General features: G+C 34.6%; 17 protein-coding genes. 15 read left to right on the forward strand and 2 right to left on the reverse strand.

Annotated features, from left to right (window positions below; all coding sequences use genetic code 11):
• Window positions 1-34: 34 nt before the first annotated feature.
• The 11 genes from acsB to ACYUJ6_RS01725 all read left to right on the forward strand — a co-directional run bounded on the left by acsB (window position 35) and on the right by ACYUJ6_RS01725 (window position 11106).
• On the forward strand, window positions 35-2161 hold the full coding sequence (gene acsB, locus ACYUJ6_RS01675) for an acetyl-CoA decarbonylase/synthase complex subunit alpha/beta (RefSeq protein WP_461844160.1): 2127 nt from the start codon (window positions 35-37) through the stop codon (window positions 2159-2161).
• An 81-nt stretch (window positions 2162-2242) separates the two neighbouring features.
• Entirely contained in the window at window positions 2243-2617 is a 375-nt protein-coding gene (gene gcvH / locus ACYUJ6_RS01680) for a glycine cleavage system protein GcvH (protein WP_461844161.1), read from the forward strand.
• A 40-nt stretch (window positions 2618-2657) separates the two neighbouring features.
• On the forward strand, window positions 2658-4592 hold the full coding sequence (acsV, locus tag ACYUJ6_RS01685; RefSeq protein ID WP_461844162.1) for a corrinoid activation/regeneration protein AcsV: 1935 nt from the start codon (window positions 2658-2660) through the stop codon (window positions 4590-4592).
• Between the two features lie 146 nt (window positions 4593-4738).
• Window positions 4739-4933, forward strand: coding sequence for a CooT family nickel-binding protein (locus tag ACYUJ6_RS01690; RefSeq protein ID WP_461844163.1), 195 nt, complete (start codon window positions 4739-4741; stop codon window positions 4931-4933).
• Window positions 4934-4966: 33 nt separating this feature from the next.
• Window positions 4967-5287, forward strand: a complete 321-nt coding sequence (locus ACYUJ6_RS01695; RefSeq protein WP_461844164.1) for a zinc transporter — start codon at window positions 4967-4969, stop codon at window positions 5285-5287.
• Window positions 5288-5420: 133 nt separating this feature from the next.
• Window positions 5421-6053, forward strand: a complete 633-nt coding sequence (locus ACYUJ6_RS01700; protein ID WP_461844165.1) for a DUF3786 domain-containing protein — start codon at window positions 5421-5423, stop codon at window positions 6051-6053.
• Between the two features lie 73 nt (window positions 6054-6126).
• Window positions 6127-6969 (forward strand): formate/nitrite transporter family protein, encoded by an 843-nt coding sequence (locus ACYUJ6_RS01705; RefSeq protein WP_461844166.1) that lies wholly within the window; start codon window positions 6127-6129, stop codon window positions 6967-6969.
• 183 nt (window positions 6970-7152) lie between these two features.
• On the forward strand, window positions 7153-8592 hold the full coding sequence (locus tag ACYUJ6_RS01710) for an FAD-dependent oxidoreductase (protein ID WP_461844167.1): 1440 nt from the start codon (window positions 7153-7155) through the stop codon (window positions 8590-8592).
• 105 nt (window positions 8593-8697) lie between these two features.
• Window positions 8698-9957 carry an NAD(P)/FAD-dependent oxidoreductase gene (locus tag ACYUJ6_RS01715; RefSeq protein ID WP_461844168.1) on the forward strand — a complete coding sequence of 420 codons (1260 nt, stop codon included), beginning with the start codon at window positions 8698-8700 and terminating at the stop codon, window positions 9955-9957.
• Window positions 9958-9961: 4 nt separating this feature from the next.
• Window positions 9962-10348 carry a DUF1667 domain-containing protein gene (locus ACYUJ6_RS01720; protein WP_461844169.1) on the forward strand — a complete coding sequence of 129 codons (387 nt, stop codon included), beginning with the start codon at window positions 9962-9964 and terminating at the stop codon, window positions 10346-10348.
• A 161-nt stretch (window positions 10349-10509) separates the two neighbouring features.
• Entirely contained in the window at window positions 10510-11106 is a 597-nt protein-coding gene (locus ACYUJ6_RS01725) for a DUF1836 domain-containing protein (protein WP_461844170.1), read from the forward strand.
• 50 nt (window positions 11107-11156) lie between these two features.
• On the opposite strand, the gene ACYUJ6_RS01730 is transcribed toward ACYUJ6_RS01725, so the two are convergent.
• Complete coding sequence (locus tag ACYUJ6_RS01730) at window positions 11157-11789, reverse strand: RusA family crossover junction endodeoxyribonuclease (RefSeq protein WP_461844171.1); 633 nt, start codon at window positions 11787-11789, stop codon at window positions 11157-11159.
• Between the two features lie 207 nt (window positions 11790-11996).
• Here ACYUJ6_RS01730 and tsaD point away from each other — a divergent pair, with 207 nt between their 5' ends.
• The 4 genes from tsaD (at window position 11997) to ACYUJ6_RS01750 (ending at window position 20939) form a co-directional block, all read left to right on the forward strand.
• Window positions 11997-13022 carry a tRNA (adenosine(37)-N6)-threonylcarbamoyltransferase complex transferase subunit TsaD gene (tsaD, locus tag ACYUJ6_RS01735; protein WP_461844172.1) on the forward strand — a complete coding sequence of 342 codons (1026 nt, stop codon included), beginning with the start codon at window positions 11997-11999 and terminating at the stop codon, window positions 13020-13022.
• A gap of 441 nt (window positions 13023-13463) precedes the next feature.
• Window positions 13464-16898: a pyruvate carboxylase gene (locus ACYUJ6_RS01740; RefSeq protein WP_461844173.1), complete on the forward strand. Its 3435-nt coding sequence runs from the start codon at window positions 13464-13466 to the stop codon at window positions 16896-16898.
• Between the two features lie 214 nt (window positions 16899-17112).
• A complete protein-coding gene (locus ACYUJ6_RS01745) occupies window positions 17113-17967 on the forward strand; it encodes a patatin-like phospholipase family protein (RefSeq protein ID WP_461844174.1) in 855 nt (284 codons plus the stop codon).
• A 50-nt stretch (window positions 17968-18017) separates the two neighbouring features.
• Window positions 18018-20939: an insulinase family protein gene (locus ACYUJ6_RS01750; RefSeq protein WP_461844175.1), complete on the forward strand. Its 2922-nt coding sequence runs from the start codon at window positions 18018-18020 to the stop codon at window positions 20937-20939.
• A 61-nt stretch (window positions 20940-21000) separates the two neighbouring features.
• Here ACYUJ6_RS01750 and ACYUJ6_RS01755 read toward each other — a convergent pair whose 3' ends face one another.
• The gene (locus ACYUJ6_RS01755; protein WP_461844176.1) at window positions 21001-22785 is read right to left on the reverse strand and encodes a carbon starvation CstA family protein; all 1785 of its coding nucleotides are present in this window, start codon (window positions 22783-22785) and stop codon (window positions 21001-21003) included.
• Window positions 22786-22925: the final 140 nt, after the last annotated feature.

The raw sequence follows: 22925 nt of genomic DNA on the forward strand, positions 1-22925 counted from the left end.
TATTATAATATTTTAAATTGGGAGGGGCTAAAAAATGAATTTATTTCAAACTATATTCACTGGATCAAAACAGGCTTTAGCAGCAGCAGAGGGCATAGTTAAACAGGCTGTAGATGAAAAGGGCAAAGACTATAAGGTAGCATTTCCTGATACAGCATATTCATTACCAGTAATTTTTGCAGCTACAGGAAAGAAGATAACTAATGTAGGGCAATTAGAAGAGGCTTTGGATATAGTCAGAAGCCTGATAGTAGAAGAAGAAATTCTTGACAAGGCCTTAAACTCAGGACTTGCAACAGCTGTGGCAGCAGAAATAATAGAAGCTGCTAAATATGTGCTTTCAGATACTCCATATACGGAACCTTGTGTAGGATTTGTATCAGATCCAATAATACGTTCGCTTGGAGTACCACTGGTTACAGGTGATATACCAGGTGTAGCAGTTGTACTGGGAGAATGTCCGGATTCAGAAACAGCAGCTAAAGTTATAAAAGATTATCAGTCCAAAGGACTTCTTACGTTTTTAGTTGGAAAGGTAATAGATCAGGCTATAGAAGGAAAAGTTAAGATGGGACTTGACCTCAGAGTTATTCCTCTTGGTTATGATGTTACATCTGTAATACATGTTGTAACTGTAGCTATAAGAGCTGGACTTATATTTGGAGGAATTAAAGGCGGAGCACTGCAGGAAATGTTACAATATACTGCTGAAAGAGTGCCTGCCTTCGTAAATGCTTTTGGACCGCTTAGTGAACTTGTAGTTTCAGCTGGTGCAGGAGCTATAGCACTTGGTTTCCCTGTAATAACTGATCAGGATGTAACAGAAGTTCCTACATTGCTGTTAACTCAAAAAGATTATGATAAAGTTGTTAAAACTTCACTGGAAGCTAGAAAGATAAAGATAAAGATAACTGAGATTCCAATTCCAGTTGCTTTTGCCGCAGCTTTTGAAGGTGAGAGAATAAGAAAAAATGATATGTTTGCAGAATTTGGAGGAGGTAAATCCGAAGGCTGGGAATTAGTTTTGAATGTGGATTCAAGTCAGGTTGAAGATCACAAAATAGAACTTATAGGACCGGATATAGATACCATAGAGAAAACACCAGGAAGAATGGATATTGGAATGTTGGTGAAAGTATCTGGGGCTAATATGCAGAAGGACTTTGAGCCCGTACTTGAAAGAAGGCTTCACTATTTTCTGAACTATATAGAAGGAGTAATGCACGTTGGGCAAAGAAATCTTACCTGGATAAGAATAGGTAAGGAGGCTTATGAAAAAGGATTCAGATTGAAACACTTTGGAGAAGTGATATATGCTAAAATATTAGATGAGTTTGGTTCAGTTGCTGATAAATGTGAAATAACCATAGTAACTGATCATGATAAAACTGTAGAGCTTAAAAATAAATATGCTATGCCAAGATATGCAGAAAGAGATGCAAGACTTGAGTCTTTAATTGATGAAAATGTTGATACTTTTTATTCATGTAATCTCTGTCAGTCCTTTGCACCTGCACATGTATGTATAGTAACACCGGAAAGACTGGGACTTTGTGGAGCAGTTTCATGGCTGGATGCCAAAGCTACACTTGAATTGAATCCAACAGGACCATGTCAGGCAGTACCAAAGGAAGGTGTAATTGATGAAAATGCAGGTATTTGGGAAAAGGTAAATGAAACTGTTTCAAAGATTTCTCAAGGCGCTGTACAGAATGTTACATTATATAGTATATTGCAGGATCCAATGACTTCCTGTGGATGTTTTGAGTGTATAACAGGTATAATGCCAGAAGCAAATGGTGTTGTAATAGTTAATAGAGAATATGCCGCTTCAACTCCTCTTGGGATGACATTTGGTGAACTGGCATCCATGACAGGCGGTGGAGTTCAAACTCCAGGATTTATGGGACATGGCAGACCTTTTATATCATCAAAGAAGTTTATGAAAGCTGAAGGCGGAATTGAGAGAATAGTTTGGATGCCAAAAGAATTAAAGGATTTTGTAGCAGAAAAATTAAATAAGACAGCTAAAGATTTATATGGTATAGATAATTTTTCAGATATGATATGTGATGAAACTATAGCTATAGAATCTGATGATGTAATGAAATTTTTAGAAGAAAAAGGACATCCTGCACTTACCATGGATCCTATAATGTAGTAAATTTAATACAGGGATAATAGGGACAAATAATTGTTGCTATTATCCTAACAACCTAAAATTGTAAAAGGGGTGGTATTCATGAAGTTTCCAAAAGAATTATATTATAGCAAGGAGCATACATGGGCTAAGGTGGAAGAAGATACGGCACTTATAGGTATAAGTGATTTTGCACAGGATCAGCTGGGTGAAATATTATTTGTAGAAATGCCGGAAGTGGGAGATGAAGTTGTAAAGGATACTTCTTTTGGAGTAGTTGAATCCTCTAAAAAAGCATCGGACACAATATCTCCATTATCTGGTGAAGTAATTGAAATTAATGACAAGTTGGATGATGAACCTGAATATATAAATGAAGATCCTTATGACGCATGGATAATAAAAATAAAAATAAAGGATGATAATGAAGTTAAAAGTTTATTAAGTTCGTCTGAATATGAATTAGGATTGAAATAGAATAGGAGCTGCTTTTTGTAAGGGGGGGTATTTACAAAATATGGTGAAAGTAAAATTTAATCCATACAATAGGGAAATAGAAGTTTCACAAGGAGATAATCTATTAGAAACCGTGAGGAAATCAGGTATATTTATGGATACTCCATGTAATGGAAGCGGGGCCTGTGGGAAATGCAAGGTCAAAGTAATTAGCGGGAATGTGATTTCAACAAACAGCAGGCATATTACTGATGAAGAGAAAAAAAATGGGTATGTGCTTGCCTGCCAAAGTACCATTGCAGGTGATGCAGTTATAGAAATACCTGAAACTGAATCATCTGCAATGCATGGAATGAAAATAGAGGATTTTTCCAGCAAAAGAGAAAAAGATATCTTTCAAAGATCCAAGGAACAGATATTTAAAAGTGGTATGAAATTTGGCACCTATGTAAAAAAAGAGTATTTGGAACTGGATCCACCAACTTTAGATGATAATATATCTGATTTTGAAAGATTAAAAAGGCATGTAAAGAAACAACTTAATTATAATAATGTATTTTGTAGACTGGCCATATTGAGAAAAATACCTAAACTTTTAAGAGAAGCAAATTTTAAAATTACCATAACCCATATACCCAGAGGAAAAGGGAAGACTACAATTATCAATATAGAAGAAGGAGATAAAACCAAGGAACTTTACGGAGTGGCGGTAGATATAGGAACTACTTCTGTAGCAGCTTGTTTGGTTGATTTATATAATGGCGAATTAATTGCAAAGGCCTCTTCCGGAAATGCCCAAATAAAATATGGAGCCGATGTTATAAACAGGATAATGTATTCTACCAAGGGCAATGGACTTGAGAAATTGAATCATGCAGTGATACAGGAAACTATAAATCCCCTTCTGAATAAGATGTATATGGATTCCAACATAAATAAAAATCAAGTGGTATCTTTTATTGTAGCGGGAAATACTACCATGTCTCATCTTTTTTTAGGGATATACTCAAACTTTATCAGGATGGAACCTTTTATACCAGCTTTTGTAAAGGCACCTTTTATAAAGGCCTCAGAGCTCAATATAGAGGTCAATCCTGAAACATTTATATATCTGGCACCTTGTGTAGCAAGTTATGTAGGAGGCGACATATCTTCAGGGGTATTGTCTTCAGGAATGTGGGATAGTGAGGAAAATATTCTTTTTATAGATCTAGGGACCAATGGTGAAATAGTATTTGGGAATAGTGAATATCTAATGACCTGTGCCTGTTCTGCAGGACCGGCCTTTGAAGGTGGAGAAATAAGCTGTGGAATGAGAGCATCAGCTGGTGCCATAGAAAAGGTCAGGATCGATAGCAATTATGAGCCCACCATCAGTGTTATTGGACAAGAGCAGCCTCTTGGCATATGCGGCTCAGGCATTATAGATTTAATATGTGAAATGATGTTTACAGGAATTATAGATAGAAGAGGTAAAATCATAAAAGATTTGAATACCAACAGAATCAGATTTGACGAACATGGAATTGGAGAATATATTTTATCATTTAAGGAACAGTATGATTTGGACAGGGATATCAGTATAACAGAAGTGGATATAGACAACTTCATCAGAGCAAAAGCAGCTATATATTCTGGAATTACTACATTGCTCAATAATTTGGCTATAGATTTTACTGCAATTGATAAAATATATATAGCAGGTGGTATAGGAAATAGCCTGGATATAGGTAATGCAGTGAAAATAGGAATGCTGCCGGATATAGAGCAAAGTAAAATTCAGTATATAGGCAATAGTTCTCTTATGGGATGTTATTTGACACTTATGAGCGAAGATGCAAGGCATAAATTGGAAGAAATAGCTAGTAATATGACTTATGTAGAACTCAGTGTTGAATCGCAATATATGGATGAGTTTGTATCTGCCTGCTTTTTACCACATACGGATATAGATAAATTTCCTACCGTTAAAGAATGCCTTAATAAGTCTGTTTAAAAAACTTCAGGTTGGTATAATTAATATACTATTTTAATAGCATATTAAAAAGAGTATACTTAAATTAAGTAAGAAAGTATATAAAAAGTATATAATCTGTAAGTTGATAATGAGGTTTTTGTGTGAGTTAAAGAGGAGGTAATAAAATGTGTGAATCAACGGCATACTTGGTAACACCACAAGGTGAACAAAAAATTATGGAATATGTAGTGAATGTAATTCCAAAGGAAAATGGAAAGCTGTTTTTAGCGGATATTTTAGGAGAAGAGAAAATAATAGAGGGCATGTTAAAAGAGGTAAATCTTTTGGAAAATAAAATAGTCATAGAGAAAGCTGTGTAATTGCTGTTAAATGCAATATAGGAGGGATTTACTATGGATAATGAACATCAATGCCACACTCATGAGCATAGCCACCATGACCACATTCATACACATGAACATTGTCATGAAGGGGAGCATCATAACCATGCCCATGATATATTGAGCGGTGAGGGAACTAAAGAGGAAAAAACATTAAAAATACTATTGGGTCACTGGATAGAGCATAATAAATCTCATGAAGAAGGATTTTTGGAATGGATGAACAAGGCCAGGGATATGGGAAAAGTAGAGACTTCACAATTTATTCAAAAAGCAGTTGAGTTTATGAAACAAGCGGATGATATGTTAAAGAAGGCAGAAGAACATATGTAATATGCTATATTTTATATTTTTAGATAAATTTGATTTTTGAAGCATATTTTAGAAGTCGAATTTATCTAAATTATTAGTTAAAGCTGTATTAGTGCTGAGATTAAATAAAATTTAGTTTGAGGAGTGTAAACAGATGGATGATAAGATTAATGTAGAGAAAAACAGGAAGGATAAAATACCCTATGATCATTACAAAACTGTATTTAAGGATTTTAATCCTGAGGTAATGGCTAAAAATACAGGATGTACTTTTAATAAAAATACAGGAGAAATACTTGTAAGGCTGATGGGACGGGATTTAATGGTAAAATATCCTTCTGGAGAGATATACAGCGGCCATGGTTCTCAACTTGAAGCTTATCCTCCAAAAACCTTGATTTTAAGGTATTTAATTCATGGCAAAGGTGTGGAACCTTCCGATAAATACATAACCTATAGAGAAGTAGATGGGGGAAATGTATATTATAACAACTTCTATGGAAGATGTATTTTGAGGTTATCCAGAACTTTTGGAAATGACGTGAAAAGGTTTGAAAAAATATTTAAAAAATTAGGAGCAGAGAAAGTAGACATGGGTGATGCTGCTTATAAATTTCAATTTTTAAATAACATATACGTTATTTTTGCAATTTGGGAAGGTGATGAAGAGTTTCCGCCCTCATCCCAGATATTATTCAACAGCAATGTGCCTTTTTATTTTACAGCAGAAGATTTAGCAGTAGTAGGAGATGTATCCATAGGAATTATAACAAAACTGACCTTATAATATATAATTAGCATCTTGATTATATTTAGAATGTATGAGTTTAAATACAGATGTTATAAAGGGAGGGAAATGCATGGAAAGTAATATGTTAAAACCTAATGAAATATGTGATGCTGCAGTGGGAGTTGGATGTACTAAAGCAAAATTAAGGGTTTCTCAACAAGCAATATTGGGAATGCTGGCAGGGGCATTTATTGCAATAGGGGGAGTGGTTTCAGCAGTAGTATCTCATGGCATAACCAATGTGGGACTTTCAAAATTTGCAGGAGGTGCTGTTTTTCCTGTAGGACTTATATTGGTTGTTATATGTGGAGCAGAACTTTTTACGGGAAATTGTCTTATGGTTGTACCTTTAGCAGGAAAAGAGATAAAATTCAGACCCATGATTAAGAATTGGGTGATTGTGTATATATTTAATTTTGTAGGATCAGTTCTCATAGCTTTTTTGGTATTTAAAGCAGGGGTTTTTGGAATGAATAGTGGAAAATTAGGTGGAACAGTTATAAAGGTGGCTTCAACAAAAGCAGCACTGCCTTTTTGGACTGCTTTCTGCAGTGGAATATTATGTAATTTTTTAGTTTGTCTTGCAGTATGGGGAGCTTTTGCCGCCAAGGATATAGTAAGCAAAGTGTTAATAATATGGTTTCCCATAATGGCATTTGTAACCTGTGGATTTGAGCATTGTGTTGCCAATATGTACTATTTAACGGCAGGAATATTTGCAAAATCTAATGCTTCTTTTGTTGCGGCTTCGGGACTGTCACAGGATAAAATAATAAATGGCATGGGAATTATACACAATCTAATACCTGTAACCCTTGGAAATATAGTAGGGGGAGTTGTACTTGTAGGTATATCCTATTTTATGGTGTATAAACATAAACCTGCCAGAGAAAAAAGTCTTACTTATAAGTAGAATGCAATTATAACAATTTATTGTCTTTTACTATTGAATATTATATATTCATATGATAAACTTAATTTAAATTAAGGAATATAATAATGTATGGCAGAGTAAAAAGAGAGCCAAATTTTAAGATGTATATACGTCTTAAGGTTAGCTCTTTTTCTTTTTTACTATTATAAGGAGGTATTTTTTATGTTTGATGTGACTGTTATAGGAGCTGGAGTTATTGGAAGTGCCATAGCAAGAGAGTTATGCAGATATAAACTTAGTATATGTGTTATAGAAAAAGATTCTGACGTGGGAAATGGAACCAGCAAGGCCAACAGTGCCATAGTTCATGCTGGATTTGATGCCAAACCACATACTCTAAAGGGTGAACTAAATTCCAAAGGGAATAAGATGTTTGATAAACTTTCCAAAGAATTGGATTTCCCTTTTAAAAGGATAGGTTCACTGGTAGTTTGTTTTAATAAAAGTGAAATTGGAAATCTTGAAAAATTAAAGCAGCAGGGAATTGAGAATGGAGTTCCCCATATTGAAATATTAGATGGAGATAAAGTAAGGGAAATGGAACCTAATTTATCAAAAGACGTGGCTGCCGCACTATATGCTCCCACAGGAGCAATAGTCTGCCCTTATGAAATGACTATAGCACTGGCGGAAAATGCAGTTGTAAATGGGGCAGAGTTTAAATTGAATACTAAAGTGATTTCCATAACTAAAAGTAAGGGATCCTATTTAATAAAGACTGACAAAGGTGATATAGAAAGTAAAATTGTAGTTAATGCGGCAGGTGTATTTTCAGATGAGATAAATAATATGGTAAGTGATAAAAAGATACACATAGTTCCAAGAAAAGGAGAATATTGCTTGTTTGATAAAGCAGTTGGAGATACGGTTTCAAGAACCATATTTCAATTACCTACAAAAATGGGAAAGGGAGTTTTAATTACTCCTACAGTAGATGGAAATCTTTTAATAGGCCCTGATGCAGAAGATGTAGGTGATAAAGAAGATTTAAATACCACCAGTGAAGGACTGGACTTTATAATTTCTAAGGCAGCTCTTAGTGTAAACCAATTGCCAATGAGGCAGGTTATAACATCATTTTCAGGATTGAGGGCTCACGGTACAGGGGATTTTATAATTGGAGAAGCGGAAGATGCTGAAAATTTTATAAACGCAGCAGGCATTGAATCGCCTGGTTTATCAAGCTCACCTGCCATAGCAGTCATGGTTGGAGATATTATAGCTGATAAATTAAAACCGGAAAAAAATAGCGGGTTTAATCCTATAAGAAAAGGAATATCTAAATTCAGAGAAATGACTAATGAAGAAAGAAAAGATATTATTGCCAAAGATCCTAAGTATGGAAAAATAATATGCAGATGTGAAACTGTTACAGAAGGTGAAATAGTAGATGCTATAAGAAGGCCGCTGGGAGCAAGGAGCATAGATGGCGTTAAAAAGAGAACAAGAGCAGGTATGGGACGATGTCAGGGTGGCTTTTGCGCACCTAGAGTAGTAGAAATTCTGGCCAGGGAACTGAAGATTTCACCACAGGAAGTAACTAAATTTGGAGATCACTCAAACTTATTGGTTGGAAAAGATAAGGAGGATGTTTCAGTTTAAGTGTCAAGTCTGGTGAATTTTCGGTGCAGCCGAAAATGTTCATCAATTATGAACTGTGTATTGTGAATCATGAATTGTGAATTGGATAAATTGGAGGTTAGGGATATGGAAGAATATGACGTAGTAATAATTGGTGGCGGTCCTGCAGGACTTGCAGCAGCCATATCGGTGAGAGAAGAAGGCATAGACAATATATTGATACTGGAAAGAGACAATCAGCTGGGCGGAATATTAAATCAGTGTATTCACAACGGATTTGGACTTCATACTTTTAAGGAGGAACTTACAGGTCCTGAATATGCCCAAAGATTTATAGACAAAGTGAAAGATATGAAGATTCAATATAAGTTAAATACCATGGTGCTTGATCTCAATAAGGATAAGATCATAACAGCCGTCAATGAAGAAGATGGTATAATTGAAATAAAAACTAAATCCGTAATCCTGTCAATGGGGTGCAGGGAAAGACCAAGAGGAGCAATAAATATACCCGGAAGCAGATGTGCAGGAATATATACAGCTGGATCTGCTCAAAAGTTTGTAAATGTGGAAGGATACATGCCTGGAAAAGAAGTAGTGATATTGGGTTCCGGAGATATAGGACTTATAATGGCCAGGAGAATGACACTGGAGGGCGCAAAGGTCAGGGCAGTAGTAGAGCTTCTGCCTTATTCCAGCGGCCTTAAAAGAAATATAGTACAATGTCTTGATGATTTTGGAATTCCATTGAAGTTAAGCTATACGGTGACGGATATAAAGGGAAAAGAAAGAGTGGAAGGTGTGACTATTGCGCAGGTCGGCAAAGATAAAAAAGTTATCAAAGGCACAGAAGAGTATATACCTTGTGATACATTGCTTTTATCTGTAGGTCTGTTACCGGAAAATGAGCTTTCCAGAAAAGCTGAAGTAAAATTGTCAGATATAACCGGAGGTCCTGTAGTGGATGAGAGTCTGGAAACCAATGTAGATGGAATATTTGCCTGCGGAAATGTACTTCATGTTCATGATTTAGTTGACAATGTTACTATAGAAAGTGTAAATGCAGGTAAAAATGCTGCTAAATATGTGAAAGGAAAAAGATTTAACGGTGATAAAATAGAGGTCTTGGCTGTAGATGGAGTGAGATACACAGTGCCTCAATATATAAATCCTGAAAATGTGGAAGATTCAATAGATGTTAGATTTCGGGTTGGCGCTGTTTTTAAAGACAGTTTTATAGCAGTATATTTTGATGATGTCAGGGAAATGCATATAAAGAAGAGAATACTTACCCCGGGAGAAATGGAAAAAGTTAAGCTTACCAGGGTTTTATTGGATAAATATCCTCATTGTAAAAGAATAACCATAAAGGTAGAAGGGGAGTAATAGCATGGATACAAGAGAATTAACCTGTATAGGTTGCCCTATGGGATGTCAGCTTCTAGTTAAACTGGATGGAGCTAAAGTGGTGGAAGTTACAGGGAATACTTGTAAAAGAGGAGAAGAGTACGGAAAAAAGGAATGTACTAATCCTACTAGAATAGTTACTTCTTCCGTATACGTAGAAGGTGGAGAAATAGATGTAGTCCCTGTAAAGACAGAAAGTGATATACCTAAAGAAAAGATATTTGACTGTATAAAGGCACTAAAGGGAATAGTGGTGAAGGCTCCTGTAAATATAGGAGATGTCATATTGGAAAATGTAGTGGACTCAGGAGTAAATATTATAGCTACCAAGAAAATTGATAAGATTAACAAAAATAATAAAACTGCATGATGTAAAAGGCGTGGAAAATTTCTACGCCTTTTTTATAATAAACAATAATAATTATATGATACTTAAATTAGGAAGGCAGTTATTCTATGTTATAATAGTATTGTTGGATATAAAGAAAATTTAATATATAATGTATTACTTGTGAAGTGGAGGATTTGAATATGGATAAAAATACATTGGAAAAGTTAATAGAGGAACTTCAGAATTTTACACAATTAAAACTTGAAAATATACCGGATATAGATCTATATATGGATCAGGTGACTACATTTATCGAAGACAAATTAGGATATTTGAAAAGAAATAAGGAAGATAATACCATTACTAAAACCATGATAAACAACTATACCAAAGCAGGTATACTCATGCCTCCCAAGAAAAAAAAATATTCCAGACAGCATATGATTTTAATTATATTGACTTATTATTTAAAACAAATCTTATCCATAAGTGATATCCAGAATCTATTTTCACCTATAGTAAATTCTATAATGTCAGGAGAAGATCATGAAGAAAGTTTAAACAATGTATACAGAAGGTTCTTAAAGATAGAAAATGATCAGGTAGAATCTTTTGTAGAAGACTTTGAGAATAAAATTAAGGAAGACAATATTTCAGATGAGAATTCGGGAATTCATAATGGAGATCCACAGGAAAATTTAGATGAACTTGTAGTGATTGTAATAATGCTGGTTGTAAAAGCCAATATAGAGAAAAGAATGGCGGAAAAGATAATTGATAATTTTTTTAAAAAATAAGATATATACATAAATTTATGTACTGGTATAAATTTATGTATAGTCAATAATTACTTAAACAGCCTGTTAAAACAATTTTTACATATTAGGGTATTTCCCTTGTCTGCGGATATTATTTCATTAGCCTGAAGAATTTTGCCGCAGATCTGGCATCTGGGATTTGAAGATTGTTCTCTGGAAATTTGTATTTTTTTGTTGTTCTTATAGGATTTTTTCCTGTTAGGGGGCGGCGAGTAATTTATTTCATCTTCTACGGTGTCATTTTCAAAAATATTATATTTTAGATTATAATGGCTTTCACCAAATAACTCCAGTTCAAATCTCGGATTGCCTTCATCATAAAACTCCTCTATTATTATTTTACGAATTTGAGCATCATTTATTATGAGACCGCTTTTCTCAATCCCGTCAAATATACTTTTAGTTATGTTGCTGGTATCCGGATGCCTTTTTTTGCTTTTATAGTATACTTTTAATACAGCTATTAAGGATTCGGATATAACTGTTCCAGGATTTTGACTCCTGCATTCATAAGCTATTTGTTCTTCATAAAGCGCATATCTGTCATGATATTTACCTGAATTGCAGGGTAGAATGGCTCTCCCGTTTATATTGAATAATTTAAAATTTGATTTGGTTATAGGAGAACCTTTTACCATAATTTTAGCATAGGATTTATTCATATTTCACTCCTCGGTATATTATTGAATTTAAAGATTAAATATATCTTTATCATACATTATACCATATATGATTTTACAATAAGCATTAAAGGTATGTTGATCCATTAAACTTGAAACCACACTATACTGTAAAAAAAATAAGTAGTATAATTCAATGGTATAGATATAAAATTGTAATAACTTAAATGGAAAGGTAAAAGGTTATCTATGGATAAGGATATAAAAATATTGGCTATTGAAAGCAGCTGCGATGAAACTTCTGCAGCTGTAGTGATTAATGGGAGATATGTGTTGTCTAATATAATATCTTCACAAATAGATATTCATAAAAAATTTGGAGGCGTGGTGCCGGAAGTGGCATCTAGAAAGCATATAGAAGTTATAAGCATAGTAGTAAAGCAGGCTCTGGAAGAAGCTAAAATTGAATTTAAGAATATAGATGCCGTGGGAGTTACCTATGGACCGGGACTTGTAGGTGCACTTCTTGTAGGACTGCAGTACGCAAAAGGACTTGCCTATGCACTTCACAAGCCTTTAATCGGAGTAAATCATATAGAAGGCCATATAAGTGCTAATTTTATACAATATAAGGATTTAGAGCCGCCTTTTGTGTGCCTGGTAGTGTCTGGAGGGCATACCTATCTGGTCTATATGAAGGATCATGGAAAATTTGAAGTACTAGGCCAGACCAGAGATGATGCTGCAGGAGAAGCTTATGACAAGGTAGCTAGAGCTATAGGACTGGGATATCCGGGAGGGCCTAAAATTGACAAATTGGCTAGAGAGGGAAACCCGGGAATTATTAAATTTCCAAGGGCCAATTTTCATGATAATAGTTCTCTTGATTTTTCCTTCAGCGGGTTGAAATCTTCCGTATTAAATTATTTAAATCAGAAGGAAATGAAAAATGAACCTATAAATAGAGCTGATGTAGCAGCATCTTTTCAAGAAGCCGTAGTGAGTTTTTTGGCTGACAACGCATTAAAAGCATGCAAGTTGAAAAATGTAGATAAAATGGCTGTGGCAGGAGGAGTAGCAGCCAACACTTATTTAAGGGAGACATTGATTAAGAGAGGACACCACAATAATATAGAAGTTATGTTTCCGGATTTTGTGCTCTGTACTGATAATGCAGCAATGATAGGAAGTGCTGCCTATTTTGAATACATTAAGGGTAATACCAGTCCCTTAAGCTTGAATGCCATCCCCAATCTAAAGCTGGGAGAAAGATAAGCAGAGAACCCAAATCTTCGATTTGGTGTGAATCGCTTACTCATTCTACCGAAGGGGAGAAGGAGCTTTACTGTGACATACTATTGGATATTTTATCATAAATATAGAGTAACATAAATAATATATATGGTATACTATTTACAAAAGTGTTTTTAGGATATATAATGATTTGTATCAATATTGATTTAGTAAATGAAAAAAAATTGCAAATATATACTGGGTGCTAAACAAGAAAATCTATGGCAATTAAAGGTTGAATATGGAATGAGGTATTAATTACCTGGGGACTGATTAAAACTAATATATGCAGGTGTAAAAAAATTCTAATTCAATTGAAATAATTTTAATACTTATATATAATAGTATTATGTTGCTTGAATTTAATGACATAATTAATAAATATGCAAAATATATAATTTTTATAAAGGGGATGGGTAATTTATGAGCAAATTTAAAAGAGTACTTGTAGCAAACAGGGGTGAAATCGCAATAAGAATATTCAGAGCCTGTGAAGAATTGGGAATAACCACTGTGGCAATATACTCAAATGAAGATAAGAGATCTCTTTTTAGAACCAAAGCTGATGAATCTTATTTAATAGGAAAGAGCAAGAATCCGGTGGAGGCGTATCTAAATATTGATGAAATAATAGATATAGCTTTAAGAAAAAAGGTTGATGCAATACATCCTGGATATGGTTTCTTAGCAGAAAATCCTGAATTGGCAAGAAGATGTGAGGAAGCCGGTATCGAATTTATTGGACCAACTTCAGATATGATGGAAATGCTTGGTGATAAGATAAAATCCAAAGTGGCAGCCAAGGAAGCAGGGGTGCCTACCATACCTGGAGTTCAGAAACCAATAAGAACAGAGCAGCAGGCCTTGGAATTTGCCGGTTTTTGTGGATATCCTGTTATGATTAAGGCAGCAGCAGGCGGCGGCGGCAGGGGAATGAGGATAGTAAGAAAAGAAGAAGATCTTGTAGAAGCATATAATAGTGCCAAAAGTGAATCTAAAAAAGCTTTTGGTTCGGAAGATATATTTATTGAAAAATATATTGAGGGTCCAAAACATATTGAAGTTCAGGTGCTTGGAGATAAATATGGAAATATAGTGCATTTGTATGAAAGAGATTGTTCCATACAGCGAAGACATCAAAAAGTAATAGAGTTTACGCCATCCATAGCTTTGTCAGATGAGAAAAGAAGTGCTATATGCGAAGATGCACTGAAGATTGCAAGAAGTGTAGGATATAGAAGTGCAGGTACATTGGAATTTTTATTGGATAAAAATGGAAATCACTATTTTATAGAGATGAATACCAGAATTCAAGTGGAACATACAGTAAGTGAAATGGTTACTGGAATAGACATTGTTCAGAGCCAGATACTCGTTGCTGAAGGTTATGCGCTGAACTCAAAGGAAATAGGCATAAATTCTCAAAATGATATTAAATTAAATGGATATGCTATACAATGCAGGATTACCACAGAGGATCCGCTTAACAATTTTGCACCGGATACGGGAAGAATAGACATGTATAGGACAGGATCCGGATTTGGAATAAGACTGGATGGCGGGAATGGATTTACAGGAGCAGTTATAAGTCCTTATTATGATAGTTTACTTGTAAAAGACATATCCTGGTCAAGGACTTTTGAAGATGCAATAAGAAAGTCCATACGCTCCATAAGGGAAACAGTTATATCAGGAGTAAAGACAAATGTGGATTTCTTGATAAATGTATTGAATAATGAAAAATTCCACAGGGGAGAATGTGATACAAATTTCATTGAAGATACCCCGGAATTGTTTAACATAGTTCCCAAGGTAGACGGAGAATTGAGAATAATGAAGTTTATAGGGGAAAAGGTAATTAATGAAACCCATGGTAAAAAGCCAAGTTTTAATGTCCCCGTTGTTCCAAAAGTGCAGGAAGAATTAAAACTTAAGGGAACAAAACAGATACTGGATGAGAAAGGACAAGAGGGCCTTGTCAATTGGATAAAGTCTCAAAAGAAACTCCTTATTACAGATACTACTATGAGGGATGCCCATCAATCTCTTATGGCTACTAGAATGAGAACCAGGGATATGTTAAAGATAGCACGGGCTCAATCAGTACTTGCAAAAGATCTGTTCTCCATGGAAATGTGGGGGGGGGCCACTTTTGATGTAGCATATAGGTTTTTAAAAGAATCACCCTGGGAAAGGCTTGAAAAACTTAGAGAAAAAATACCTAATGTCTTGTTTCAGATGCTTTTAAGAGGAGCTAATGCAGTGGGATATAAGAATTATCCAGATAATGTTATAAGAGAATTTATAAAGCAGTCAGCTAATTCAGGTATTGACGTTTTTAGAATATTTGACTCTCTAAATTGGTTAAAAGGAATGGAAGTTGCTATAGATGAAGTGTTAAATCAAGGTAAAATAGCAGAAGCTTGTATGTGTTATACAGGAGATATTATAGATGAGCATAAAGATAAATATACTTTACAGTATTATGTAAATTTAGCCAAAGAGATAGAGAAAACTGGAGCCCATATTTTGGGTATAAAGGATATGTCTGCATTGTTAAAACCTTATGCTGCGTATAAACTTGTCAAGGCACTTAAAAATGAGATATCCATACCAATACATCTTCATACTCATGACACCACCGGTAATGGAGTTGCCACACTTATCATGGCTTCACAGGCAGGCGTGGATATCGTAGATACTGCTTTTAGCAGTATGTCAGGGCTTACAAGTCAGCCTTCATTAAATTCTATAGTGACAGCACTGCAAAATACGGAAAGAGATACTCAGCTTGATGTGGATAATCTTCAAAAAATATCTAATTACTGGGAAGATGTAAGGCCTGTATATAGCCAGTTTGAATCCGGGTTAAAATCAAGTACTGCAGAAATATATAAATATGAAATTCCTGGAGGACAATATTCCAATCTCAAACCTCAGGTGGATAGTTTTGGATTGGGAGATCGTTTTGAAGATGTGAAAGACATGTACAAAAAAGTAAATAACATGGTTGGAAACATAGTTAAGGTAACACCTTCTTCTAAAATGGTAGGGGATTTGGCTATATTCATGGTACAAAATAATTTAGATGAAAAAAACATATATGACAAGGGAAAAACTCTGAACTTTCCTGATTCCACAGTTTCATATTTTAAAGGTATGATGGGTCAGCCTATGGGCGGATTTCCCGAGAAACTTCAAAAGTTGGTATTGAAGGGTGAGAAGCCTTTAACGGGAAGACCGGGGCAATTTCTTCCACCTGAAGATTTTGTAAAGATAAAAGAATATTTAATGAAAAAGTATAAAAGAAAATTTGATGAAAAAGAAATTATCAGTTATGCTCTTTATCCTGATGTATTTGAGGATTATCTAAAGTATGTAGATGACTTCGGAGATCTGAGCCATATGGAAAGCAGTACCTTTTTTTACGGTCTCTCTGAAGGTGAATTTTGTGAAGTTGAAGTGGGTCGGGGACGCAGTTTATATGTACAATTATTGGATATCACAAAAGCCGATTCCGAGGGTTATAGATTTCTGGTATTTGAGGTAAATGGAAATAAAAGAGATATAAGAATAAAAGATAAATCACTTTTTGCTGCTTCTGGGATTCAGGAAAGTTCATCTGTTATGGCGGATCCGGATAATGATAAAGAAATAGGAGCAAGTATTCCGGGGAATATTATCAAGATACTGGTAAAAACAGGAGATGAAATTAAGAAAGGCCAGAGTTTAATTGTAATAGAGGCCATGAAAATGGAGACAAATGTTACGGCATCTGTTTCAGGTGCAGTTGAAGGGGTGTTTGTAAAAGAAGGACAAAGAGTTAAAACCGGTGAACTCTTAATCAAATTGAAATAACAAAACTGAGAAAAATAATAATGTGATAGGCACTGTTGAAAATTCCTGGCCAAATAGAATTTCAACATTGCCTATTTATTTTATCAAGTGCATATATCTTTTAATTTAATATCATAACTTCACTAACTGAACTAGATATGTTAGAATAATATATTAATAATAAAGTTTTACCTGGGAAATATATAATATACAGAGTGAAAGAAGGGCAAAATGTATGGAGAATATAGGATTGGTTTTAGAAGGCGGAGGAATGAGAGGACTGTATACTGCCGGGGTATTGGACTTATTTATGGAAAAAAATTTATATTTACCTTATATTATAGGGGTTTCTATGGGAGCCTGTAATGCATGCTCATATATTTCGAGACAAAAGGGAAGAAATAAAAAGATAAATATAAACTATATAGATGATCCCAGATATTTAAGTTGTAGAAACCTCATATTTAAAAAGGGAATTTTTGGGGCGGATTTTATATTTAATGAGATACCAAACAAACTGGACATATTTGATATAGATACCTTTAATAATGCAAAAGAAAAATTTGTAGTTGGTGCTACAGACTGTAATAGTGGTAAATCCGTATATTTTGAGAAGAATGAGTGCCAGAACAAAGAAATATTTAAAGCAATAAGAGCCTCCAGCAGTCTGCCATTTATGGCCTCCATGGTGAAATTCAGAGGATTGAATTTATTGGATGGAGGGATTTCGGATCCAATACCCATAAAGAAATCTATAAAAGATGGCAATAAAAAAAATATAATTATTTTAACCAGGAATAATAATTATATAAAAAAACCTTTTAAGATGAAACTTTTAGCCAGGAAAATATATTCTGGTTATGACGGACTGGTTGAGGCAATGATAAACAGATACAGAAGGTACAACAGCACTTTAAGTTATATAGAAAAGCTTAAAAGAGAAGGTAAAGTTTTTGTAATCAGACCTAAACAGCCACTAAAGGTGAAGAGAATAGAAAAGAATAAGCACAGACTTACAGAATTATACAATCAGGGGTATAAAGAGGCATCAGAGTGTTATGATAAATTAGAGAGTTGGATTAATGAATAGGAAAATCCATATAGGTAAAGTAAATAAAAGTATAAAGGAGAATTGATGACATGCATGTAGGGAAAATGTATAGTGGTTTTAAACTGCTGGAACAAAAAAAACTAGAGGAGATAAACTCCGTTGGAATGCTTTTCCATCATGAAAAAAGCGGTGCAAGATTATTCTTTTTAAAAAATGAAGATGATAATAAAGTGTTTTCAATAAGCTTTAGAACTCCGCCGGATGACAGCAGAGGAGTACCTCATATACTTGAACATTCTGTACTATGCGGTTCGAAGAAATTTCCAGTGAAAGAACCTTTTGTAGAATTGGTAAAAGGCTCACTTAACACTTTTTTAAATGCAATGACCTTTCCTGATAAGACCATGTATCCGGTGGCCAGTGTAAATGACAAGGATTTTATAAATCTTATGGATGTATATCTTGATGCAGTTTTTCAACCTAATATATATAAATATCCTGAAATTATGATGCAGGAAGGATGGCATTATGAGCTTAACAGCAGAGAAGATGAAATTACTTATAAAGGTGTGGTTTACAATGAGATGAAGGGAGCATTTTCATCACCGGAGTCAATATTATTTAGAAAGATGCTTGAATCACTTTATCCTGATACTCAATATGGAGTAGAATCCGGAGGTGATCCGGAGGTGATACCGCAGCTTACGCAGCAGCAATTTTTAGATTTCCACAGCAGGTATTATCATCCATCCAATAGTTATATATATCTGTATGGTGATATGGATATACAGGAGAAACTTAAATTTTTGGATGATGAATATTTAAGCCATTTTACTAAGAGAGATGTGAACTCCCACATATTGACACAGAAACCTTTTGACAGGCAGAGAGAAATGATAATAGAATATCCTATTTCCAGCGGGGAAAAAGAAAAGGATAAGACTTTTTTAAGTATGAACTATTCTATAGGTACAGCTGTAGATAATGAATTATATTTAGCATTTGATATACTTGAGCATCTGCTTTTGGAGACACCATCTTCTCCTCTTAAAAAGGCACTGATTGATGCCGGTATAGGTAAAGACGTGTTTGGAGTGTTTGAATCCGGCATGCTTCAACCTATGTTTGGAATAGTAGTTAAAGGTTCCAATGAAAAGGAAAAAGACAGATTTGAAGAAATAGTTGGGAAAACTTTAAAGGATATTGTAACCAGGGGTATTGATAAAAAGTTGATGGAGGCGTCTATAAATATAAAGGAATTTCAGCTTAGAGAAGCAGATTATAAAGGATATCCCAAGGGATTGATATATGGAATGAAGTGCATGGACGGATGGTTATATGGTGAAGAGCCATGGACTCATCTTACTTATGAATCCGTATTAGACAAGATAAAATCCCAATTGGACAATAAGTATTTTGAAAACCTTATTGATAAATATATTCTAAAGAATAAACACAGTTCCATGCTTATAGTCAAACCTAAAAGAGGACTTGAAGAAAAAAAGGATGTACTGTTAAAGGAAAAATTGAAGGCCTTTAAAAACAGTCTTTCGGATAATGAAATTGAAAAGATAATTCAAGATACATTAAAATTGAAGAAAAGACAGATAACCCAGGATAGTAAAGAGGATTTGATGAAAATACCTCTTTTGTCCATAGAAGATATAGAACCTGATGCTAAAAACCTGCAGCTTGTAAAAAAGAAAATTGGGGAAATGGAAGTATTGTTTTATCCTGTGTTTACTAATGGAATTTATTATATAAACATGTATTTCAATACAGAGACTGTAAGAGAAAAATTGATTCCATATATATCAATTTTAAGTACAGTGCTTGGAAAGATCAGCACGGAAAATTATTATTATGAGGATTTGGCAAAAGAAATAAATATATACACAGGTGGAATAAACTATTCATCTCAGCCTTTTGCAAAAAATGGAGACAGCAGAGAGTTTTATCCTAAGTTTATAGTAAGCTCCAAGGCACTTGTAAATAATCTGGGAAAATTGATTTCAATATTAAATGATGTAATAAATCATACTAAATTTAATGAGAAAAAAAGGCTGAAGGAAATAATTCAGGAAACCAAATCCAGAATTGAAATGACTATTTTTGAGAAAGGTCATGTAGTGGTTGCAAATCATGTATCTTCATACTTTTCTCCTATGAGTAAATATGAGGATATGTTGGGAGGACTGGAATTTTATAAATTTATATCCCATCTGGAAAATAATTTTGAAAGTAAGGCAGAGGAAATAAGTGAAAATCTAAAGGAAGTTTCCAGGGAGATATTTAATAAAAATAATTTGATTTTAAATATTACCTGTGATGAAGCGGATTATAATAATTTTGAAAGCAATATAGATGGTTTGTTGTCTGGATTGAAAGACAATAAGGTACCTAAGATTCCATATAAGTTTGATTTGGAAGCCAAAAATGAGGGGCTTATGACCTCTTCAAAAATACAATATGTAGCTAAAGCATATAATTATATGGAGCTTGGATATTCCTATAGTGGAAGTCTGCAGGTTTTAAGATCCATAGCAAATTATGAATATTTATGGAACCAGGTAAGAGTTCAGGGGGGAGCATATGGAAGTTTTGCCTCCTTCCAGAGAAATGGAAATATGTTTTTTACCTCTTATAGAGATCCCAATTTGAAACATACAATTGAAGTGTATGACAGGGCCGGTGAGTTTTTTAAAAATTTCAATGCAGATAATAGACAGATGAATAAATATATAATAGGAACCATATCAGATCTGGATTCTCCACTTTCACCCTCTATGAAAGGAGAACGTGCCGTGGAAAATTATATAAGGCATGTGACTTACGAGGATTTACAAAAAGAAAGGAAGGAAATATTAAATACCAAGGTGGAAGATATAAATAGGTTTTCAGAACTTATCTCCAGCGCAATGGGTAAAAATAATATATGTGTTCTGGGAAATGAACAAAAAATAAAGGAGAATAAGAATATATTCAAGAAGTTGGTAAATTTATTTGAATAGATAAAGTCTCTGTAAAAATCCACAATGTGAATAAGTTTTTATTCACATTGTGGATAAGTTTTTATGCCATAGTATCTTTTTCAGGAGATTTTATATTTTTAATATCCCTTATCCATACTTTAACACTTTCGTATATTATAATTACAAGAAGTACCAGAAGTATTATGGAAAGTACCGCCAGAAGTATTTCACCTTTAGGCAGGTAATTGCCGAATATATTTGAAAAGGCAGCTGTAACAGTTATTATGGTTATAGCTATCATTGGAATTATGGTTATCATGGCATATTTTTGTTTGCCCATTTTTATGATTATTGTAGTACCAATGGCAAAAGCTATAGCCGCCAGCATCTGGTTTGCCGTACCAAACATCGGCCAAATAGTAGAGATATTACCGGTATAAAGCAGGTATCCCCAGGTAAAGGACATCAAAAGACTAAAGAATACTATATTTGGCCAGGAATTTTTCTTTGCAAAAGGTTTGTACACTTTGCCAAATAGATCTTGAAGTAAATACCTGCCTACTCGGGTGCCTGAATCTATGGTAGTTAAAATAAATAATGCCTCAAACATTATACAGAAGTGATACCAATAAGACATTAGGCTTTTCATACCCGGTATTTTGTAGAATACGTAAGACATTCCCACTGCCAGTGATACGGCACCACCAGGCCTGCCTGCCAGGTTTTCCCCCACCATTTGTGACAGCATAGGCAGTTCTTTTGGAAACATACCTAGTTTTGCAAACACAGCCGGTGTTGAATTTATTGCAAAATAATCTGCAGTGGGGAGGCAGGTTGCAGCTATTAGTGCCATCAGTGCTATAAAAGATTCTATGAGCATTGAACCAAAGCCTATTGGAAGTATATCTCTTTCATTTGAAATAAGTTTGGGTGTAGTACCAGAACCTATAAGCGAGTGAAATCCTGACAGTGCACCACAGGCTATAGTTATAAATAAGAACGGGAATACCTTCCCGGGTACAATAGGTCCTCCACCCCCTATAAATTTAGTAAGAGCCGGCATCTGAAGGGTCGGTCTAACCAATATAATACCTATCACCAGTAATGCTATAACGCCTAATTTCATGTAGGTGCTTAGATAATCCCTCGGCAGCAGCAAGAGCCATACAGGTAAAACGGCAGCACAGAAACCGTATACAGCTAAAATAAGTGACATCTGTTTGGTGTTAAAAGTTAAATAAGGAGCTAAAGCAGTATGCTGAATATAAGGTCCCAGTATAACTCCTACTAGTATAAGCACCATGCCTATGACTGTACCCTCGGCTATTTTACCAGGTCTTATAAATCTAAGATAAATACCTATGAAAATTGCTACTGGAATGGTAAAACCAACTGTAAAGGTACCCCATGGACTGTTGTAAAGTGAATTTACAACAGGAAGTCCGAGACCTGCCATGCTTATTATCAGTATGAATATAACTGCAATTGAAGTTACAAATCCCATTCTTTCCCCCAGGTTTTTTCTGGCAATTTCAGCAATGGATTCACCATCTTGTCTAACAGAAGCAAATAGGATTACCATGTCGTGAACAGCACCTGCAAATACACCTCCAATTAAAATCCAGAGCGTACCCGGCAGATACCCGAACTGGGCGGCTAAAACTGGTCCGATTAATGGACCTGCACCTGCTATTGCAGCAAAATGGTGTCCGAGTAATATCCATTTGTTTGTAGGAACATAGTCATGTCCATCTTCAAACTTTTTAGATGGAACTTCTCTGGTTTCATCTAAAACCAAAACCTTGGCGGCTATAAAGGATCCATAAAATCTATAGCCTAAAACCAGTACAAGAGCACCTATAATTACCAGTACTATCGAGTTCATGTAAACTCCCCCCTATAAAATATTGACATAAATTGTCAAGTATATTATAGCACGAATTTTCAATTAATTCAGCTAATATAAGATGAATTGACAAAAATAGAATATAAATGGTATAAATTTGGATGTAAACGATATCTGAA

It is taken from the genome of Clostridium sp. JNZ X4-2, from assembly GCF_054889485.1.

Excerpts from the sequence above, each read along its gene's own strand:
- acsB (WP_461844160.1), top strand. The coding sequence starts at position 35 with ATGAATTTATTTCAAACTATATTCACTGGATCAAAACAGGCTTTAGCA.
- ACYUJ6_RS01705 (WP_461844166.1), top strand. The coding sequence starts at position 6,127 with ATGGAAAGTAATATGTTAAAACCTAATGAAATATGTGATGCTGCAGTG.
- ACYUJ6_RS01690 (WP_461844163.1), top strand. The coding sequence starts at position 4,739 with ATGTGTGAATCAACGGCATACTTGGTAACACCACAAGGTGAACAAAAA.
- ACYUJ6_RS01740 (WP_461844173.1), top strand. The coding sequence starts at position 13,464 with ATGAGCAAATTTAAAAGAGTACTTGTAGCAAACAGGGGTGAAATCGCA.
- ACYUJ6_RS01720 (WP_461844169.1), top strand. The coding sequence starts at position 9,962 with ATGGATACAAGAGAATTAACCTGTATAGGTTGCCCTATGGGATGTCAG.
- tsaD (WP_461844172.1), top strand. The coding sequence starts at position 11,997 with ATGGATAAGGATATAAAAATATTGGCTATTGAAAGCAGCTGCGATGAA.
- ACYUJ6_RS01700 (WP_461844165.1), top strand. The coding sequence starts at position 5,421 with ATGGATGATAAGATTAATGTAGAGAAAAACAGGAAGGATAAAATACCC.
- ACYUJ6_RS01725 (WP_461844170.1), top strand. The coding sequence starts at position 10,510 with ATGGATAAAAATACATTGGAAAAGTTAATAGAGGAACTTCAGAATTTT.
- ACYUJ6_RS01695 (WP_461844164.1), top strand. The coding sequence starts at position 4,967 with ATGGATAATGAACATCAATGCCACACTCATGAGCATAGCCACCATGAC.
- ACYUJ6_RS01710 (WP_461844167.1), top strand. The coding sequence starts at position 7,153 with ATGTTTGATGTGACTGTTATAGGAGCTGGAGTTATTGGAAGTGCCATA.
- ACYUJ6_RS01750 (WP_461844175.1), top strand. The coding sequence starts at position 18,018 with ATGCATGTAGGGAAAATGTATAGTGGTTTTAAACTGCTGGAACAAAAA.
- ACYUJ6_RS01715 (WP_461844168.1), top strand. The coding sequence starts at position 8,698 with ATGGAAGAATATGACGTAGTAATAATTGGTGGCGGTCCTGCAGGACTT.
- ACYUJ6_RS01730 (WP_461844171.1), bottom strand. The coding sequence starts at position 11,789 with ATGAATAAATCCTATGCTAAAATTATGGTAAAAGGTTCTCCTATAACC.
- acsV (WP_461844162.1), top strand. The coding sequence starts at position 2,658 with ATGGTGAAAGTAAAATTTAATCCATACAATAGGGAAATAGAAGTTTCA.
- ACYUJ6_RS01755 (WP_461844176.1), bottom strand. The coding sequence starts at position 22,785 with ATGAACTCGATAGTACTGGTAATTATAGGTGCTCTTGTACTGGTTTTA.
- ACYUJ6_RS01745 (WP_461844174.1), top strand. The coding sequence starts at position 17,113 with ATGGAGAATATAGGATTGGTTTTAGAAGGCGGAGGAATGAGAGGACTG.
- gcvH (WP_461844161.1), top strand. The coding sequence starts at position 2,243 with ATGAAGTTTCCAAAAGAATTATATTATAGCAAGGAGCATACATGGGCT.